The sequence below is a fragment of the Lysobacter sp. A378 genome (assembly GCF_054052125.1).
The window spans coordinates 744,236-765,259 of sequence record NZ_JBSVRK010000002.1; the positions used below are offsets into that span (position 1 = coordinate 744,236).

General features: G+C 65.8%; 4 protein-coding genes. 1 reads left to right on the top strand and 3 read right to left on the bottom strand.

Features of this window, described 5'->3' with window-relative positions; all coding sequences use genetic code 11:
• Positions 1–19: 19 nt before the first annotated feature.
• Positions 20–12,193 carry an autotransporter-associated beta strand repeat-containing protein gene (locus ACW7G1_RS09365; protein WP_456979463.1) on the bottom strand — a complete coding sequence of 4,058 codons (12,174 nt, stop codon included), beginning with the start codon at positions 12,191–12,193 and terminating at the stop codon, positions 20–22.
• Between the two features lie 394 nt (positions 12,194–12,587).
• On the opposite strand from ACW7G1_RS09365, the gene ACW7G1_RS09370 reads away from it, so the two are divergent.
• Entirely contained in the window at positions 12,588–14,321 is a 1,734-nt protein-coding gene (locus tag ACW7G1_RS09370; RefSeq protein ID WP_456979464.1) for a sulfotransferase, read from the top strand.
• 70 nt (positions 14,322–14,391) lie between these two features.
• Here the strand turns inward: ACW7G1_RS09370 and ACW7G1_RS09375 are convergent, their stop codons facing one another.
• Both ACW7G1_RS09375 and ACW7G1_RS09380 read right to left on the bottom strand, forming a co-directional pair.
• Positions 14,392–16,803 carry a catalase gene (locus tag ACW7G1_RS09375; protein WP_456979465.1) on the bottom strand — a complete coding sequence of 804 codons (2,412 nt, stop codon included), beginning with the start codon at positions 16,801–16,803 and terminating at the stop codon, positions 14,392–14,394.
• A 123-nt stretch (positions 16,804–16,926) separates the two neighbouring features.
• A complete protein-coding gene (locus tag ACW7G1_RS09380; protein ID WP_456979466.1) occupies positions 16,927–20,955 on the bottom strand; it encodes a GH36-type glycosyl hydrolase domain-containing protein in 4,029 nt (1,342 codons plus the stop codon).
• Positions 20,956–21,024: the final 69 nt, after the last annotated feature.

The window sequence follows — 21,024 nt, forward strand, 5'->3', positions numbered from 1 at the left end:
GAGTGCTTCAGGCGCTCGGTCAGAAGCTGGCCCTGATGCCGATGGTTCCCTTGAAGCCGTATGCGTTACCGAAGTCGGCGATGGGCGTGTCGGCAGAGATTTCAGTGTAAATCGTGTATGCGCCGCGGCCCCAGTTATAGCTGCCGCCGAGGCCCAGTTCGCCCCACATCCTGCGATCGCGGCTGCCGATCGACGTGCCGGAGACATCGACGCCGGTACCGTCGCGCCATTCGTACGTCAGATTGGCCAGGCCATACAGATGCGTGCGACGGACGTCGCCCGAGGCGCTGCTCCAACTCGTCTGGTGATCGAGCGAGACACCCCCGCGGGTCTTCAGGCTGGTGCCCTTGTCCGCCGAAACGAGTGCACCCGCCGGATCGGCATAGCGATCGAAATCGACATGGGCATAGATCGCCTGGAACTGCGGCGTCAGCGCAAGCGCGTCGCTCACCGCGTACCGCTTGCCGACCTCGACGCTGACCGCTTCGCCCTTGCCGTTGTTGCTTTTGACGAGATTACCAAGCGTGGCTGAGTTCAGGTCACTTGCGAACCAGCTGAGCTTCGTCTGGGCATCCAGGTAGAACCCCTGTGGGCCATACCATGTGAGCGTTGCGCCAAGACCATGGGCGTGGGTATCGATCGAACCGTTGCCGAAGATCGAAGTGACGCTGGCATCGGCCCTGCCATCGTGCACGCTGACCCCGCCAATCAGCACCGAGCCATCCTCACGCTCGGACACGAGCGCATCGATGCCCATCTGAATTTGCCGGCTGTCGATGTTCCGATCGGCACCGCTGGTCGAGGAGATGGGCTCCGGGCGCTGATTACTGGACTCCACCCGGCCCCAGATACCCACGCCGGCTCCGACGAGCTCCACCCCCCAGAAGCGGTTCCCGACCCGCTGTTGCAGGGTCGAAAGGTTACTGAGCGCAAGCAAGGTCTGCGAATAGGCTTCATACACCGGGACGCCAGGCTGGTAGAGCGTATCCGGATCGTCGGGCGACGAACCGTCGAGCAGCGACGAACGCAGATACCAGTCGCCGTCCCCGGGCTCGGCAACGCCGTTTTTGTAGAGGCGATAGCCATAGGCGCCGGCGACCACCGCCTGTTCGCCCTGGAACATGTAATCGCCATCGAGCGTGAACGCGCCGTTCGAGGCACCGGCGACGTCGACGATCTTGATGCCTTCGACGGTTTGCGCGCCAAGCCCGTCGCGATTGATCACGCTGACCCGGGTGTTGCCGGAGGTGGCGCCCTGCACCACCAGCAGATCGGTGGCCGAGTCATCGTTGCCAAGCGCGGCCTCGATCTCCAGCGTGCCGTCCCTGCCCAGGTAATTGCCCGCGACAGTCAGCCTGCCGACGCTGCCGCCTGGTGCGACGACACCCGCGTTCGTGAGGGTGCCGATCCGGCCGATTCCTTCGAGGCGGCCATTGGTGCCGACGTTCACGGCGCCGCCGAGGCGGCCGCGGACATCCAGCGTGCCGTCCGAGACCGACGTGGTGCCGACGTAGCTGTCGTTGTCGCTGGCCACGAGCAATGTGCCCGCGCCGGCCTTGGTCAGCGTGCCCGCACCGGAGAACAGGCCTTCGAAGGTAAAGGTCGTGCCCGTCGCGGTCGCGATCGCTCCGTTGCCCGCGAGTTCGATGCCACGCTCGCTCGACAGGTCGGCGCTCGTGGCCAGGGTGCCTCCATCGAGCGTGACGCCGCGCGCGGCGGCGCCGAGGTTGGCATCGCCCGTGATCTGGAGCGTGCCGCCGGCAATGCGCGTGCCGCCGGTATAGGTGTTGTCTCCGTTCAGTACGAGCGTGCCGGCATCGGTCTTCACCAATCGCGCGTCACCGCCCAGCACCGCACCGATGGTGGCGGTGAAGCCCGCCCCCGCTGCGGAGCCGTCGCCGACCCGGATCGTCGCGTCCGGTCCGACCAGGGTGAGGTCGTCACCGACGATCGAATAGCCGTCGGTCGCGAACTGCATGCCGCTCGCGGAAACGGCGCCGACGCTGTTGTCGACCTCGACGGTGCCGGCGGTGCCGGCGAAGATCGCGAATGCGGCATCGGTGTACGGCGCGTTCACCTGTCCGTTGGCATCGGTCCAGTTTCCGTTGCCGAGGCTGCTCTGCCACAAGCCGTCACCGCCATTCACGGCACCATCATTCTTCGGACCGGCCGCCCCGTCCCAGAAGTTGAGGGTGAGGCCCGCGGTGTTGACCAGGTTCACCTGTCCGGCGATCGAGGTCTGTACCGTGGCGTCGCTGCCGTCCGGCAGCGTGCCGGGCTCGAGCCCGTTGTCGGTCAGCGCACCGCCGTAGTTGAACACCCGGTACACACCGGGTTCGAAGGCGCCGCCAACCGGCACGCTTACGTCGAGCGTGCCATCGAGCACGAGGTCGCCGCCGACTTCAACCAGGTCGTTGAGTGCGCCGCCCGCCACGTTGGCCTCGCCGAACTCGAAGGCGAGCAGGCTGCCCGAGGCGAGCGACAGGTTGCCGTCGATCCTGAGCGTGCCCGGCCCGCCCGCACCCGGGGTGAGCGTTGCGCCATCGGCCAGCGTCACGTCGCCGCCGATCGTTCCGGTGCCGCCCAGCGTCGCTCCGAGCGAAACGCCGGTCGGGCCTGCCGCGGCCGAGTAGTCGCCGTTGAGCAGCAGGGTTCCGGCGTCAATGGACATGCCGCCGTCATTGCCACCCGTGCCCGACAGCACCAGCGTGCCGTCGCCGAGTTTGGTGAGGCCGCCGACACCCGACAACGTCCCGGAGAGCACCAGCGAGGTATCCACATCGACATCGGCCGTGCCAGCGCCGGTGAGCACGATGGCGCGACCCGAGGTCACGTCGGCTGTGGTGTGCAGCACGCCGCCATCGAACCCGAGCCCGCCCGCCGCCGCGCCGAGGTTGGCATCATTCGAGATCTGCAGCGTGCCGCCGTCGACCAGCGTGCCGCCGGTGTAGCTGTTGGCGCCCGACAGCACGAGGGTGCCGGCATCGCTCTTCACCAGCTGCGCCGCGCCTGCGAGTTCCGACGCGATGGTCGTGATGTAGTCGCCGCCCGGGACGGTGCCGTCGCCAACACGGACGATCGCCTGCGACCCGACCAGATCGATACGGTCGCCCTCGATCGCATAGCCGTCGGCCGCGAACTGCATGCCGGCGACGTTGATGGCGCCCAGGCTGTCGTCCACGGTGACGGTGCCTCCCGTCCCCTGGAAGATCGCGAACGCGCTGTCGAGGAACGGCGCGTTGATCGAGCCGTCGTCGAGCGTCCAGTTGTCGTTGCCGGCCGTGTTCTGCCAGATGCCGTCGCCGCCGGTGATCGTGCCGTCGTTGCGCCCACCTGCGGCGCCGTCCCAGAAGCGCAGTGCCAGGCCGCTGGTGTTGATGAGGTTGACCTCATGAGCGACTGACGTCTGCACATAGAAATCCGTGCCCGACGGCAGGGTGCCCAACGTCAGGCCCGGACCGCTCAGCGCGCCTCCGTAGTTGAGCACGCGGTAGATACCCGGCCCGAAGCTGCCGCCGGCGCTCGTGGCGACGTCGAGTGTGCCGTCGAGCACCAGATCGCCGCCGACGGCGATCAGGTCGTTGAATGCGCCGCCGACGATATCGGCTTCGCCGAAGTCGTAGTTGAGCGTGGCTCCGTTGGCCAGCGCCAGGTCGCCTCCGATCGTGAGCACGCCGGGCGTCGCGCCGGCGAAGCCGGGGTTGATGCTGGCCCCGCTTGCAATGGCGACATCGCCACCGATGATGCCGCCGCCGCCCAGTGTCGCGCCGCCGTTTGCCGTCGTGGCGCCGATCGCCGCCGACTGGTCGCCGTTGACGAGCAACGTGCCGGCGTTCAGTACCGTGGTGCCGCCATAGCTGTTGTCCGCCGTCAGCGTGACGACACCCGCACCGTTCTGGACCAGTCCGCCGCTGCCGGATACGAGTCCGTCGAAGGTCGCGTCATCGGAGCGGGCGAACACCAGGGAGCCATCGTTGGCGACGTCGCCCAGGATCCAGCCGCTGGTGCCGCCATTGCCGAGCTGCAGCGTGCCGCCCGCAATCGTGGTGCCGCCGGTGTAGGTGTTGTCGGCCGTCAGGGTGAGGGCGTTGTTGCCCTGCTTCACCAGGGCGCCGCTGCCGGAGACCAGACCGACGAAGTTCACGTCGTCGGAACGGTCGAACACCAGCACGCCATCGTTCGCCACGTTGCCCGTGATCCAGCCGCTGGTGCCGCCGTCGCCGAGCTGCAGCGTGCCGCCGGCGATCGTCGTGCCGCCGGTGTGGGTGTTGTCGGCCGTCAGCACCAGCGTGCCGGCGCCCGACTTGGTGAACGCGCCCGCGCCCGAGACCGTACCGCCGAGTTCGAAGAGGGTGCCCGCGTCGGTCGACACCGTGCCCGCGCCGACCAGCGTCATGTCGCGAGCGCTGGCAAGGTCGGCGGTCGTGCGCAGCGTGCCGCCGTCGAAGGTCACGTCGCCTGCGGCATCGCCCAGGTTGGCGTCGTTCGAGATCTGCAGCGTGCCGGCGTCGATGTTCGTGCCGCCGCCATAGCTGTTGGCGCCGGTGAGCACCAGCGTGCCCGCGCCGGACTTGGCGAGCGCGCCGGCGCCCGAGACCAGGCCGCCGAGTTCGAAGGTTGTGCCCGCGTCGGTCATCACGGTGCCGGTGGCGGCCAGTGTCACATCGCGGCCGCTGGCGATGTCAGCGGTGGTGTTCAGCATGCCGCCATCAAAGGTCAGCGTGCCGACCACGGCGCCCAGGTTGGCATCGCTCGAGATGCGGAGCGTGCCATCTTCGATCGTCGTGCCACCCGTGTAGCCGTTTGTGCCACCCAGCGTGAGGACTCCGCCGCCCTGCTTCACCAGCGTGCCGCTGCCGGAGACGACGCCGGCGAACGCCAGGTCGTTCGAACGGTTGAACGCCAGCGTGCCGTCATTGATGACGTTGCCGGTGATCGAGCCGGTGGTGCCGCCATTGCCGACCTGCAACAGGCCCGCGCCGATCGTCGTGCCGCCGGAGTAGGTATTGGTGCCGGTAAGCACCAGCGTGCCCGCACCCGACTTGGCGAGGCCGCCGGCGCCCGCGACGGTGCCGCCGAGGGCGAAGGTGGTGCCCGCGTCGGTCAGCACGGTACCGGTGGCCACCAGGGTCGCGTCGCGGCCGCTGGCGATGTCGGCGGTGGTGTTCAGCGTGCCGCCTTCGAAGACCAGCGCGCCGCTGGCGGCGCCGAGGTTGGCGTCGCTCGAGATCCGCAACGTGCCGTCCTCGATCGTCGTGCCACCCGCGTAGCTGTTGGCACCGCCGAGCGTGAGGGCACCGACGCCCTGCTTCACCACTGCACCGCCGCCCGAGATGGCATCGATGAAGGCCACGTCGTCCGAACGGTCGAACGCCAGCGTGCCGTCGTTGGCGACATCGCCGAGGAGCGAACCCGTGCTGCCGCCGTCGCCGATCTGCAGCGTACCCTCGCTGATCCTGGTGCCGCCGGAGTAGCTGTTGGTGCCGGTCAGCACCAGCGTGCCCAGGTCGGTTTTCACCAGCTGCGCATTGCCGGTGAGCTCGCTGCCGATGGTCGCGGTAAACGCCGCCCCGTCCGCGGTGCCGTCGCCGACGCGGATCACCGACTCGGCGTCGGTCAGCGCCAGCGCGTCGCCGGTGACGAGATAACCGTCGCTCGCGAACTGCATGCCCGAGGCCGTGACCGCGCCATTGCCGTTGTCCACGGTGACGACGTCACCGAGGCCCGCGAAGACCGCGAAGCTGCCATCCGCATAGGCGGCATTGATACTGCCGTCCGGGTCGGTCCAGTTGTTGCCGCTGCCCGTGAGCTGCCAGACGCCCGCACCGCCGTCGACCGAATCGTTGAACTTCGGACCGGCGTCGCCGTCCCAGAAACTCAACTCCAGCCCGGTCGAGTTGACCAGGTTGACCTGCCCTCCCACCGAGGTCTGCACCGTGACGCTGGCGCCGGTGGGCAGCGTGCCGAGATCGAGCCCGTTGTCGGTCAGCGCGCCGCCGTAGTTGAAGACGCGGTAGATGCCGCCGCCGAAACTGCCGCCGGTCGGAACGCTGACGTTGATCGTGCCGTCAAGCACGAGATTGCCGCCGACATCGACCAGGTCGTTGAGCAGACCGCCGGCGACGTTGGCCTGGCCGAACGCGAAGTCCAGTGACGAACCGGTGGACAGCGACAGGTCCCCGCCGATCGTCAGCGTGCCCACGCTCACGCCCGGCGACAGCGTGCCGCCGGTGTTGACGAGGACGTCGCCGCCAATCGTGCCCATACCGCCCAGCGTGGCACCGGCATTGACCGTGGTCAGCCCCGTCGCCGTCGCCTGGTTGCCATTGACCAGCAAGGTGCCGGCGTTGACCACGGTCGGGCCGCCATAGCCGTTGTCGCCGGTCAGCGTGAGCACCCCCGGGCCGTTCTGGACCAGGCTGCCGCTGCCGGTCACGAGATCGGCGAAGGTCACATCATCGGAGCGGTCGAACGCGAGCACACCGTTGTTCGCCACATCGCCCAGGATCCAGCCGCTGGTGCCGCCATCGCCGAGCTGCAGCGTGCCGCCGGCGATCGTCGTGCCGCCGGTGTAGGTGTTGTCGGCCGTCAGCACCAGCGTGCCGGCACCGGATTTGGTGAACGCGCCCGCGCCCGAGACCAAGCCGCCGAGCTCGAAGGTTGTACCGGCGTCGGTCAGCACCGTGCCGTCACCGGCCAGCGTCACATCGCGGCCGTTGGCGATGTCGGCGGTGCTGCGCAGCGTGCCGCCGTCAAAAGTCACACCGCCTGTCGCATCACCCAGGTTGGCATCGCTCGAAATCTGCAGCGTGCCGGCGTTGATCACGGTGCCGCCGGCATACGTGTTGGTGCCGGACAGTACCGTCGTACCCGGACCGTCCTGGACCACCCTGCCGCCGCCGGAGATGAGGCCCCCGAAGGTGTAGCCGTTGCTGCGGTTGAAGACCAGCGTGCCGTTGTTGACGACATCGCCGACGATGCTGCCGGTCGTCCCGCCGTCGCCGAGTTGCAGCGTGCCGGCGTCGATCGTGGTGCCGCCCGAATAGGTGTTCGTGCCGACAAGCGTGGTCGTGCCCGCACCCGCCTGCAGCAGGGAGCCGGTGCCGACGATCGTCCCGTCGTACGCGATCGCGTCGCTGCGGTTGAAGCCCAGCATGCCGAAATTGTTGACCGTGGCACTGGCAATCGAACCGGTCGTGCCGCCATCGCCGATGAACAGGATGCCGTCGTTGACGTTGGTCGAACCGGTGTAGCTGTGGTTTCCCGTCAGCACCCAGGTGCCGCTGTCGTTCTTCGCCAGCGTGGTGACGCCGGTCCCCGCATCGCCGATCGAGCCGGCAAGCGTGTTGAGGCCGGCGTTGGTTCCGCCCAGCGCGATCGTGCGCGCCTGGTTGTTGTTCTGCAGCGTTACCGGGCCGGTGTCGGTGAAGACGATCGCGCCGGTACCGGAGGATTCGATGAAGGTCACGCCCGACGAGAGGGTGAACAGACGGTTGGTGGTGTCGCCGGAGCCCGTGTAGCGCAAGGTCGAGCCGTTGCCGATGACCAGATTCGCCGCGTCCGCGGAGGACGCGCCGATGCTGCTGGCAACGCCGCCGTCGGAGAGCTTGTCGACGCCGAGGACGCCACCGCTGATCGTGGTGATGCCGGTATAGTCGCTTGCGGAATTGGTCAGGATCCAGGTGCCCGCGCCGGTCTTGGCCAGGCGGGTGACGCCGGTTCCGTTGTCGGTGATCTGGGCGGCGAGCGTGTTGTCGCCGGTGCTGGCGCCACCGAGCGTCAGCGCCTGCGCGGTGTTCGGGGTCGAGAACGAGATCGCCGATGTATTGGTGAAGGCGATCGCTCCGGCTCCGGATGCGTCGAGCCCGCTCGTAGCCGACGGCCCAAGGGTGAACTGCCGGTTGGTGCTTCCGCCCGCGCCGATGTACTGCAGCGTGCCGCCATTGAGGACGAGATTGCTCGCCGCCGCCGAGGACGACCCGATCGAACTGTTGGCCCCGCCATCATCCAGGCATGCCACTGCGAGGGTGCCGCCATTGATGGTGGTGCCGCCGTCGTAGCTGCTGGCGCAGCCCGACAGCTGCTGGATGCCTCCGCCATTCTTGACGAGGTCGCCGCTGCCCGTGATCGCGCCCGCGTAGTTGGCGCTGGCGAGGCTACTGCCGGCATTGATGGTGAGCGTCGCGCCGTCCAGCTCGATGTTGCCGCCGTTCGCGCCACCGCCGGCAAGAAAACCGACGTTGTTGTCGTAACCATCGAGATCCAGCAAGACGCCCGCCGTATTGGTAAGCGTGAGTGCACCGCTGCCAAGCGCAGTGGCCGACCCTGCGCGCAATGTGCCGCCAGTGATGGTGGCATTGCCCGTCGAACTGTTTACGCCCGACAGGACGAGCGTGCCGGGACCGTCCTTGCGCAGACCGCCCGTACCCACGATGTCGCCGGTGAACTCGAGCGTCGTCGCGGCGGAATCCACGCGCATGGCGCCGGTGCCGGCCACCGTGAAGCCGCGATCCGTGATCACGGTGCCGCCGGTGTAGTTCAGGATTCCGTTGCTGAGCACAAGGCTGGACGGTGCGTTGCTGGACGCGCCGATGCCGCTCGCCGCACCGCCATCGGCAAGGCAATCGGTGGCGAGCGTGGTGCCACCGGTGACCGTGGTGGCACCGGTGTAGGTATTGTTGCAGCCGTTCAGGCTGAGCGTGAACTGGCCGGTTCCCGAGCGCGTGAGTCCGCCGCTGCCGCTGATCGTGCCGGTGAACGTGCCGCCACTGTTGACGGTCAGGGTGGCCAAGCCGAGATCGATGTCTCCGGCCCCATTCAGCGAGCTGATTGCGTTGTCGAAGCCGTCCAGGTTGAGCAACGTGTCCGCGGCGACGCTCATGGCGCCGCCACCGAAGACGTTCTCGGCCCCGGCGCGCAGGGTGCCTTCGTTGACCGACGTCCCGTTCGTGTAGGTATTCGCCCCGCTGAGCACGAGCGTGCCCGCGCCTTCCTTGCGCAGGCTGGTGCCGGTCAGGATGCCGGAGAGCGTCAGCGCGGTGGCCGCATCGGTCACGCCGATCCCGCCGCCGCCGGCCCCGAACGTCATCCCCCGGTCGCTGCCGGTCGTGGCACCGGTGTAGGCGAGCGTTCCGCCCGCCAGCACGATGTTGGCCGGATCGCTCGACGCCGCGCCGATGCTGCTGGCGACTCCACCGTCGGTGAGCGTGGTCGCGGCCAGCGTGCCGCCGGTGACCGTGGTCACGCCGACGTAATCGTTCGCGGCGTTGGCGAGCGTCAGCGTCCCCGCGCCGGTTTTGATGAAGCCGGCGTCGTCCGGGCTGGTCACCTGCCCCGTGAACGTCAGGTCGGTCGCGCCATTGGAGACTTCGATCGTCCTGGAAGGGCTGCCGTTGACGAGCGTGAACCCGCGGTCGGTGGTGGCGGTCGCTCCCCCGTACTGAAGGGTTCCACCCTCAAGGACGAGATTCGACGATGCCGCCGTGGACGCGCCGATACTGCTCGCGACGCCGCCGTTGCCGACGCTGCCGACCCGGAGGGTGCCGTCGGTCAGCGTCGTCGTACCGGTGTAGGTGTTGGCACCGGTCAACACGGCCAAGCCGGCGCCGCCCTTGGCGAAAGACGTGACGCCCGTACCGTCGACGATCGTCGAGCCGATCGTGAAGGTGCCCTCGCCGTTCTGCTGAAGCCCGAGCGCACCCCCACCGATGCCACTGGTCAGGGAACCGCCGGTGATGGTCTGATCATTGTCGGCCACACTGGGCGCGACGATGATCGTCCCGTCGACGCCGAGCGTGTTTCCTGCCCCGATCGTGACGGTGGAGTCCGCAGCCGCGGTATAGCGCAGGCCGCCCAGGGAAACGTTGCCGCCAACGGTGCCGAAGAAAGGTGTATCGGCAAGGCCTTCGGTGTCGCTGATGATCTCGCCGGTCAGCCAGGTGCCGGCATCGTCCTTGTCGGTGTAGTCGGTCTCGTCGAACGCGATGATGTCCCCGCCCACGACCTTGGCGTAGTCGGTTCCGGCGATGGTCGCCCAACCGCCAAGCAGGCCGTCGGCATTGGTCGTCGAGATGGCGCCCGCGGTCGGCAGTACGAAGTTGACGAGTCCGCCGGCGCGGGTGATCGCGCCGAGGCTGAGGTCCACCGACCCGCCCGCGCCCGCGATCGCGCGCACCGTGTTGCTACCCGCGTTCACCGTCAGCCCGTTGAGGGCCTGGCTGTTGTTTTCCCCTGCCGCGCCCAGGACGTCGAGGACGCCGCCGGACAGGACCAGGGGCGACGATGCCGAAAGAATGTTGTTGGCGGGGCCGCCGGCGCCGGTGAAGTCAAGCGCGAGCCTGCCGCCGTTGATCGTCGTGGCGCCACTGTAGGTGCTGGCGCCGGTAAGGGTCAGCGTGCCCGCACCGCTCTTGGTGAGACCGCCGCTACCAGCGATGCTGCCTGCATAGCTCTGCGCGGTGGTCGCCTTGACGGTCAGGGTGGCGCTGCCCAAAGCAATCGACCCGCCGGTTCCGGCGATCGAAGGTGCAATGAGATCGAAGCTGTTCAAATCCAGCGTGCCGCCGTTGACGGTGAAGCCCGTCGCCTCTCCGAACGCCGAGGCATTGCCGGCACGCAGGACGCCGTTGTTGACGGTGACCGAGCCAACGAATGTGTTCGCACCATCCAGGTTCCAGCTTCCCGACCCATCGCTGATCAGATGGCCGTTGCCCGAGATGACCCCGGAAAAGCTGTTGACGCCCGCAAAACTGCCGCCAAGTGTCAGGGTGTCGATGGCTGGATTGCCGGGATTGAAGGCAAGACCCCCGCTCAGTGCCAGCGCGCCGCTGCCATCGTTGAGGATGCTGTTGGCACCGTTGACGCCCCATGTCCGGTTGCTGCTCGAACCGCCTCCCGTATAGCTGAGGATGCCGTTGCTCAGGTTGATGCTTGTCCCCATGCCCAGCGAACTGGCGCTGCCGACGTCCGCCAGCACCGATGCCCGCACCAGCCCGCCGATGCCCGCCGTGCCGGAAAACGTATTCGCACCGGCCAGCGTGATGGTACGATCCGGATTCGCGATGAAGCTGTAGTTGGCCCCGCTCAGGACACCCAGCAGTTCGATGTCCGCATCTTCCGCGCTGAACGCTGCGCCCGCGGAAACGTCGACATCGCCCGTGATCGTCAGGGTGCCCGTGCCGCGATTCCGGATCTGGGCAGCACCGCCATTGATATCCCAGTTCCTGTTCGAACTGTCGCCGTCGCCGATGTAGATGACGTTGTCGCTGTACTGGCTGGCTTGGTTGAAGACAATCGTGCCGTCGACTACGGTCGTCGGTGCGCCGAGCGAGCTTGCCTGGCCGAGATCGGCGATCGAGGAGAAATAGGCGCTGCAAACGCCGTTGCAGCCGTTGAAGATCGTTGTGCCGGTATAGCTGTTGGCGTCATTCGTCAGCTGGACGATGCTGAGTGCATTGTTGGAAGGCGCGACATTGACCCTGCCGTTCCCGCTGATAAGGGCCGAGCCGACGCCGGCACCACTCACGGTCAGGGTGCCGCCATCTCCGATCGTGATCGACCTCGCGGTTCCCGCGCCGTCTATTCTGAGGCCGACAGTGGTGCCTGCCGCGGTAGTGATGTCGTTGCCCGCCGCACCGAGCGCACCGTCGGTGACGCCATACAGGGTGCCGCCGAGAAGGGAGATGCCGCCGCTGTATGTATTTGCGCCTGACAGTTGCAGCGTCCCGGCACCGGCCTTGGTGAGACCCGATGTGCCGGCGATGATCGAATTGATCGTAGCGCTGCCGGCCGCGGTGATGGTGGGCGAAGCGCCGCCGAGCGTCAGCGTATTGCCGGTGAGGACATACCCTGCCGTATTGAAAGTGAGGTTGTGAACCGCGATCGGGTCACCCAGGTTCACGGTTCCGGCGGTGCCGCCGAAGATCGCGTTGTCGAGCAGCGCGTTGCTCCAGGGAAGCGCGAAAGGACCGCTGACGCCGTCGCCGTTGGGACTCCAGTTGAGGTTGCTCAGGTTCCACGTTCCGGAACCACCGGAACCGACAGCCGTGCCGTTCGCATCCCAGTAACGGTCTTCCGCATGGGTGACCGTTGGAACACCGGCAGCCAGGACCGCCGCCAGCGCAGTGCACAGCAGGCTCTTCGAAAGCGTTCTCGAACCACGAGTGCGTTGAAACTGCTTCGTTCTGTCGGCCATGGATTGTCCCCTAGTAGTGCTGCAAGCCTCATTCCACGAGTGGGCATGATGGCGCGATTGGTAATGCTCACCATCTAGGTGAGATGAACTGGATCAGTTCGACTGTCGAAAGCAATCGCGCCGGCCCTCATCAGGCCGGCGACTGTGACGATTTCTATCGTTCCCATTTTTCCCCGCATACCACCATCGCCGATCCCCGGACAAAAGTCGAGCTGGGTATTCCATCGTCGTCGACGTTTTTCTACGTTAACCGATCGCCTTAGCTGGGTGTTTGTCTGGCGTCACACTCCGCAACCCCCCTGGACGTGGACATGGTGAATGTTCTAAATCAATGATGAGTTTTCGAAATAAATGGTGATTCTTTCCCATGATTAGAATCAATGAGAACTCGCAGATGTCCCTGAAAATTCCATTCCAGATCATTTCGTTCGTAAAACGCTGGGCCGCATTACCGCTTTTCGCCGGAACACGGCACACTCGCGACAGCGAGCACAATGGGATCCGACCAATCTCGAGCGCATCCCGATACAACCGCCATCGTGACCAACATCCATCCAGGCCACTCGTGACCACCGCACAAACGCCCCTGACAGCAGCTCTACACGCCTTGCAATCCAATGAACTGGCAAAAGCCGAGGCGCTCGTCCGCTCCCGTTTGGCGGAGGCGTCCGATGACGTCGAAGCCTTGCGCCTGCTCGCCATGATCGCAGCCAGAACCGGACGTGCCGCGGATGCGGAACGGTTGCTGCGAAGCGCCATCGCCTATCGACCGGATTTCATCCTCGGTCATGCGGATCTGTCATCGCTGCTTTGTCGCATGGGGCGGGACGATGAAGCACTCGTGCTTCTCGACCTCGAAATAGTCCGGCACCCGGCCAGCATCTGGCCGCTGTCGATCAAGTCGGGCGTACTCTCGGCCGCGCGCCGGATCGAGGAGTCCCTTCACGTCCACGAGGAACTGGTGGCGCGAGCGCCGGACTCGTCCGTGTTGTGGATGAACTATGGATACGCCCTGAAAACCATGGGCCAGACCGAACAGGCCGTAGCGGCCTATCGCAGGTCATTGCAGCTGGATCCCGCAAATGGCGCTGCATGGTGGAACCTTGCCAATCTGCGCACGATCCCGCTGGGCGCGGACGACATCCGGATGATGGAACAGGTATTGCCGGAGGCCAGCGATCCGTTTCAGAAAGTCCAGTTCCAGTTCGCGCTTGGAAAGGCGTTCGCCGACCGTGGGCGGTTCGAGCAATCCTTCGGCCATTACCAACAGGCAAATGCTCTGCGTGGAGCGCTCGTCCCTTACGATCCACGAAAGATCCGGGAGCTGGTTGTGTCCCATGAAGAAGCACTTTCTCCTTCATTCTTTTCCGAACGCCATGGTTGCGGACATCCCGCCGACGATGTGATCTTCATCGTCGGCATGCCCCGCTCCGGCTCTACGCTCGTCGAACAGATGCTTGCCAGCCACCCGATGGTGGAGGGTGCGGGGGAGTTGTCCGAGCTTCAGGACATTGCGGCCTCGATCTCCGGCACCGATACGACAGGGGAATCCCTGCCCGGCGCCATGGCCAGGCTCACACCGAGCGAACTGGAGGCACTGGGGCGACGCTATCTTGACGCAACGCGTCGACACAGAAGAAGCGGCCGCCGCTATTTCACCGACAAAATGCCGGCCAATTGGCGATTCATCGCGCTTATCCGGCTGATCCTGCCGAACGCCAGGATCGTGGACGTCAGGCGAGACCCCTTGTCGTGCTGTCTTTCGACTTACTTCACTTATTTCAATCGGGAAAGCAGCTTGCCTGCCAATCTGCACGATCTGGCCCGATATAATAATGACTACATTCGAATGATGGATTATATCGACGCGATCCTTCCAGGGCATGTCTATCGACTGCACTACGAATCGCTGGTGGAAAACCCAGATGCGGAGATTCGCCGTCTTCTCAACTATATTGGGCTGGACTTCGACCAGTCCTGCCTCCGTTTCCACGAGAATCGCCGACCAGTTCACACTCCGAGCGCCCAGCAGGTCCGGCTCCCGATCAATCGGTCTGGACTGGATCGCTGGCGCAATTACGAACCGTGGCTCTCGCCGTTGATCAATGGCCTCGCATCAGTCCGGTAAGACAGAGTCCAACAATCCGTCTCTGTATGACAAGCGCATCCACCGCAGCTTCGGCTACCGAAGGAGGCGATCACACCACGGGGGGATCGGTCTCACGCTCTGGGTGGCGATGGCCGGCAACGGCGCTGACAAAGCTTTCAATGCTTCGTCCAAGCTTCTTGACACCCCCGATCACAATCCCGGGATCGTCTTCACCTGTCGGCAATGTATGGGGCACTCCGGCGCTTTCGAGAAGCGCCAGCGATTCACCCAATGCCAGGATCGCCTTGCCGTGACGGTACTGGTCCTTGATGAATTCGGCCGTGTGCCCGTCCTGTTTCAACGCTGCCAGCCCGGCGGCACCGTCGGGCAGCACCAGCGCGTCGAACAACACCGCCGGCTCATTCTCCATTGATGCATCCGCGTCGAGCATGTCGCCCGCCGCGGTCTTGAATGGACCGATGCGGCTGCCGACCAGACGCGGCACCGCGCCGGCCGCAAGCAATGCCGCCTGCACTGCGGTCACGGCCTCGCCGTCAACGCCGTCGGCGACCAGCAGCGCGATCTTGCGGGTTCGAATGCCGCCATCGCCCGGGCGCGCCAGCAGTGACAGCGCGGGCGACCGATCCACTTCGGGCTTGGGCGGTTTGGCCAGTGCTCGCGGCATGGGCGCCGGCATTGCCATGCCCAGGCCCTGCGCGACACCATTCGCAAGGGGCTCGGACACGTTGCGCAACATCGACACCACGCGCTCACGGATCGCCGGCACGGTGCATTTGCTCAGCTCGAAACGGAACGCGGCGATGATATGCGCCTGCTCGGGCGGGCTCTGGCTGTTATAAAACAACGCCGCCTGGTTGTAGTGTTCGGCGAACTTCTCCGGTTTGCCGCGTACCTCATCGTGCTGCACCGGCTCCGGAAACGACACGAAACCCGCGGTACCCGCCTGGAATGGACAACCGCCGCCGAGGCTGTTGGGCTCGTAAGCGGCAGCGCCACGATGGATCGCCTGCCGATGCATGCCATCGCGCTGGTTGTTCTGCACCGGTGCGATCGGCGCATTGATCGGGATCTCGTGGAAGTTCGGCCCGCCCAGTCGCGTCAACTGGGTATCGACATACGAGTGGATGCGACCGGCCAGTAGCGGATCGTTGGTGAAATCAATGCCGGGCACGACGTGCGCGCTGCAGAACGCGACCTGTTCGGTCTCGGCGAAGAAGTTGTCGGGATTGCGGTTGAGCGTCATGCGCCCGATCGGCGTCACCGGCACCAGCTCTTCAGGCACGATCTTGGTCGAGTCGAGCACGTCGAAGCTGAACTTGTTGGCCTGTTCCTCGGTGAATACCTGCACGCCCAGTTCCCACGATGGGTACTCGCCAGCTTCAATCGCTTCCCACAGGTCGCGGCGGTTGTAGTCCGGGTCGGCGCCGGCGATCTTGACCGCCTCGTCCCAGACCAGCGAGTGGGTGCCGAGCAGTGGGTTCCAGTGGAATTTCACGAACACCGACTCGCCGGCTTCGTTGACGAACCGGAACGTGTGCACGCCGAAACCCTGCATCATCCGGAAGCTGCGCGGGATTGCGCGGTCGGACATCAGCCACAGGATCGTGTGCATGGACTCGGGCATCAGCCCGACGAAGTCCCAGAACGTGTTGTGGGCCGAGGCGGCCTGTGGCATCGCGTTGTTCGGCTCGGGCTTGACCGCGTGCACCAGGTCGGGGAACTTCATCGCGTCCTGGATGAAGAACACCGGCATGTTGTTGCCGACAAGGTCCCAGTTGCCTTCGTCGGTATAAAACTTGACCGCGAACCCGCGCACATCGCGCGCCGTGTCCTTGGAGCCGCGTTCGCCGGCCACGGTGGAGAAACGCACGAACACCGGCGTGGTCTTGCCAGCGGTCTGGAACGGCGCCGCGCGAGTGAGTCTGGTCAGCGGCTTGTAGCACTCGAACACCCCATGCGCACCCGACCCACGCGCATGCACGACGCGCTCTGGGATGCGTTCGTGGTCGAAGTGGGTGACTTTCTCGCGCAGGATGAAATCCTTCAGCAGCGCGGGGCCACGTAGGCCGGCTTTGAGCGAATTCTGGTTGTCGGCGACCGCCACGCCCTGGTTGGTGGTCAGGCGCTGGCCGCTGCCATCCACGCGCACGCGATCCAGCGGACCGACGGTCGGGTTGCTGCCCGCTACCGCCGGATTGCCGGTCTTGCTGGAGCGGTTCGCTTCGGCTAGCGTGCTGGCGCCGACGAGGTCGGATGGTGGTTGGACGTGCAGGCCTTCGGGTGGCGCGAGTGCATTTTTGTGACCGTGTTCGGCAGCCTTGTTGGCGTTGTGCGGCACAGCCGCGACGGTGGCCTCGACATCTGCCGCCCGTTGGGCGAGCGCGTCGCCGGTGCCAGAAGGTGGCGCAGTCGAGGCGCCGCTATCGGACGCTCGCGCTGCCGATTTTCCGGCAACCTTCTTCGCCTTGCCGTTGGAACGGGTACGCTTCGAAGTGGTCATTGGATTGGTCCTTTGCGCGTGCACTCAACTTGAGCGGCTGGGCGTGACGCCAACGCGAAGCATTGCCACGGGATAACGACCGCAGGCATGCCCCATTATCCTGGGTGAAATGAACCGGGCAGTTCAGCCCAGCTGAATACGCACCCGGTGCTCCGCGCCGTCGTCCATCAGGGCGATCACCCCACCCCGCTGACCGTCTTGTTGCGATGGCACGCCGACACCATCAAGCTCCACCGTGGCAACGCCGTGGCTGACCCGATCCGGGTTCTCCACGTTGATGACATACCGCGACGCGCCACGCCGGTAGCGGATGGTGAAACCCGGCCATGCGGCGGGAATGCACGGGTCGATCAGCAACTTGTCGCCGCGCAGATGGATGCCCAGGATCGCTTCCAGGCCAGCGCGGTACAGCCATCCACCCGAGCCGGTGTACCAGGTCCAACCGCCACGCCCCGCCAGCTCGTCAACCGAGTACACATCGGCGCAGGACACGTAGGGTTCGACCTTGTAGTGCTCGGCAGCGGCCGCGGTTTCGCTGTGGCGGATCGGGTTGAAGATGTCGAACAACTCGCCGGCCTTGTTGCCGTCGCCCAGCTTCGCCCAGGCAAAGATCGCCCACAGCGAGCCGTGGGTGTACTGGCCGCCGTTCTCACGGATGCCTGGCAGGTAGCCCTTGATGTAGCCGGGGTCATGCGTGGACTTGTCGAATGGCGGGGTGAACAGCATCGCGACCTGGTGCTCCCGGTCGACCAGGTGCTTGTCCACCGACGCCATGGCCTGCGCGGCATGGGCCAGGTCACCCATGTCCGAGATGACGCTCCACGATTGGGCGATGGTGTCGATCCGGCACTCCTTGCTGGTGTGCGAACCCAACGGCGTGCCGTCGTCGTAGTACGCGCGGCGGTACCACTGCCCGTCCCAACCTGCGGTTTCCAGTGCGGCCTTGACGGTCGTAGCGCAACCACGCCAGAGTGCAACCCGCTCATGGTCGCCACGTGCTTCGGCGATCGGCGCAAAACGCTGGATATTGTCCAGCAAGAACCACGCCAGCCAGATGCTCTCACCCCTGCCCTGCTCGCCCACCCGGTTCATGCCGTCGTTCCAGTCGCCGGTGCCGATCAGTGGCAGGTCGTGTGGGCCCAGTGACAGGCTGACATCCAGTGCCAGTGCGCAATGTTCGTACAGGCTGCCGTGCTGGTCGGACACCTTGGGCAGGAAGAACGCCTCGTGTTGGCCTTCTTCCAGCAGCGGCCCTTCCAGGAAAGGCAAGTCCTCATCAAGCACGCCGGTATCGCCGGTGGTGTCCATGTAATGCATCGCGACAAACGGCAACCAGATGCGGTCATCGGTCATCCGCGTGCGTACACCCTGCCCCGATGGTGGCAGCCACCAATGCTGCACGTCGCCTTCCACGAACTGCCGGGCGCCGGCGCGCAACAACTGTTCGCGCGCGATATCCGGCCGGGTGATGCACAGCGCGGTGACATCCTGCAATTGATCGCGGAACCCATAGGCGCCGCTGGACTGGTAGTACGCCGTGCGCGCCCACATCCGGCACGACAGGGTCTGGTAGAGCAACCAGTCGTTGAGCAGGATGTCCATCGCCCGGTCCGGCGTCTGCACCTGCACCTGGTCCAGGACGCCGTCCCACAATGCCGTGACGTCCGCCAGCACGCGTTCGATGTCCTGGGCACGGTAGCGGGCCAACAACCGCCGCGCCGCGCCGGCCGAGGGCGCGTCGCCGAGCAGGAACATGACATCGACCTGCTCGCCAGGGGCCAGCTCGATGTCGGTCTGCAGCGCGGCACAAGGATCCAGCGCGGCGCCCACGCGACCCGACAACGCCGCATCGGTCATCAACGCGGCGGGCGCCTCTACCGATCCCAGCCGTCCGAGGAATTCGCCGCGGTCGCCGGTCCACGATGTCTGCCGGCCGCCCAGGTCGGCATAGGCAACGCGTTCGGCAAACTCGGCGCGCCAGCGGTTGCAGGCAAACACCGCGCCGGTCTCGTCGTCGTGGCGGGTGACCACGTACGGTGCCGGCACTTTCCCGTTCGGCCCCAGCGCCCATTCGACATAAGCGGTGATCGACAATCGCCGCGCATTGCCCGATGGGTTGGTGATGCGCAAGCGCGACAGCTTGATCGGGTCTGCGGTCGGCACGCATTGCAGCAGTTCGATCTCCAGTCCGTGGGCAGCATGTTCGTAGCGGGTCCAGCCTTTGCCGTGCTCGCTGGTGTAGTCCGCACCCGGCACCCGGATCGGAGACGGCGTCGCGCTCCACAGCTCGCCACTATCCAGATCACGCAGGTACAGCACCTCGCCTGGCATGTCGCTGACCGGGTCGTTCGGCCACGGCGTCAGCGGGTTCAACTGACTGGTTCCCGAGAACGTGTGCCCGCCCCCCTCGGCGGTTGCCATGAAGCCGAAGTCCGGGTTGGCGATCACGTTGGTCCACGGTGACGGCGTACACCGGCTGCCGGACAGACGGATTGTGTAGTGACGACCCTCGCCGGTGAATCCACCGTATGTGTTGTCGAACTCGATCCCTGCAATCGGCGCGGGAGCCGACACCAACACGGGTTGGGTGCCAGGCCCCGAGGCGGTCTGACGTTGGCCGGCGGCATGCGTGCCCCGTTCAACATCTGGGGCGCCCTGCGCTTCATCGTGACCCACTTCGACCTGACTCGCTTCGGCGCGACCCTTCTTGGTCGCACCTTGATGCCTGCCACCCGTACCGGCGTCCAGGACGACCCGCGCAGCCGTTGCCAGGTTGTCGCGCTGGGCCTGCTCGGTCTGGTCGCCGCGCACCAGGAACACACTGGCATCGACGCCGCGACCCGCCGCCGTGGCATCGGATGCCAAAGCTGCGGTTTGCGTCTCGATCCTGCTGGCGAGCGACTCGTGCAGCGTGTCGCCGTCATCGGCGGAGGCGTCGTTCAACAGCGCGTCGTTCAACAGCAGGTCGTTCAACAGCACGATGTCGGCGCCGAGCCCCTGCCAATGCAGGTAGCGTTGTATCCGCAGCAGTTGGTCGATCCCGTCCAGATCGGCCGCGCTGGAAACATGCAACAACACGATGGGCCGGTCGCCGGATATGCCCAACGGCCACAGACTCGGTTGACCGCCGGCGCCACGCTCGATCTGCTGCGCCGGCGCACGCCATGCCGGATCGGCATACAGCAACGGCGACGCGAGCTCCCGGCTCCGGTCGCTGGCGGCATCATCGATACCGAACCGCTCGCGCTGCTTGCTGGCCTGGGTAGCTGCCGCCTCCAGGACCTGTTCGCATTGTCGACAGCTGCCGAGGCCATCGGCAAGCCTGCGCGCGGTTTCCAGCACCGCGTCCCGGCTCGGTCCGACGCAGGTCCAGAACGCGATCCGCGCCGAGGAGCCCGGGTCGACGCACACCCGTCGGCGCAAGCTGAATACCGGGTCCAGCACCGAGCCGGCGGTGTTCGACAAAGCCACGCTATCCTGCATCGCTGCCGCGTTGCGCAATGTCCGGCCGCGGCCGAGGAACCGGGCGCGATCGCTCTCGTACTCACTGGTCGTGCTGCCCTGTCCCTCCACCACTGCCACGTGTGCCGCCCAGGTTTGCGACTCGCCGGCATCGCGTAGACGCCGGGTCGCCAACAGGATGCCGGCATCGGGCAGCCATTCGGTCTGCACGAACATCTTGGAAAAAGACGGGTGGGACGCGTCTCCCGCCGCCGAGCCAAGGACCAGTTCCGCATAGGAGGTCAGCTCGACAACGCGCGCTTGATCGCTGCTATTGACCAGCGTGATGCGTCGCAGCTCTGCATCGACACCTTCCGTATCGAAGCTGCCCACGACGGCAACCTGCAGGATCGTGTCCAGGCTCCCATCGCGTCGTTCAATGCGGAACATGCCATCTTCCGCGAACGTCTCGTAGCTATCCGGTCGACTCGCGCAAGGCTGCAAGCCGGCCGACCATGAGGCGCCGTTGCGGACATCACGCAACAGGATGTAGTTGCCCCACGGGTCGCGGGTCGGGTCTTCCCGCCAACGGGTGACGGCCGTCCCATTCCAGTGACTGAAACCCGACCCGGCGTCGGTGACCATCACCGTGTAACGGCCGTTGGATAGCAGGTTGGCGCGCGGCGCGGCGGCAAGCGGCGTCGTTGGCATGGCAATCGGACCTCTACGGAACCTGACTTTTCATCCTACGCTTCGACCGTGACGATTCCTTGCACGCCA

Excerpts from the sequence above, each read along its gene's own strand:
- ACW7G1_RS09365 (WP_456979463.1), bottom strand. The coding sequence starts at position 12,193 with ATGGCCGACAGAACGAAGCAGTTTCAACGCACTCGTGGTTCGAGAACG.
- ACW7G1_RS09370 (WP_456979464.1), top strand. The coding sequence starts at position 12,588 with ATGTCCCTGAAAATTCCATTCCAGATCATTTCGTTCGTAAAACGCTGG.
- ACW7G1_RS09375 (WP_456979465.1), bottom strand. The coding sequence starts at position 16,803 with ATGACCACTTCGAAGCGTACCCGTTCCAACGGCAAGGCGAAGAAGGTT.
- ACW7G1_RS09380 (WP_456979466.1), bottom strand. The coding sequence starts at position 20,955 with ATGCCAACGACGCCGCTTGCCGCCGCGCCGCGCGCCAACCTGCTATCC.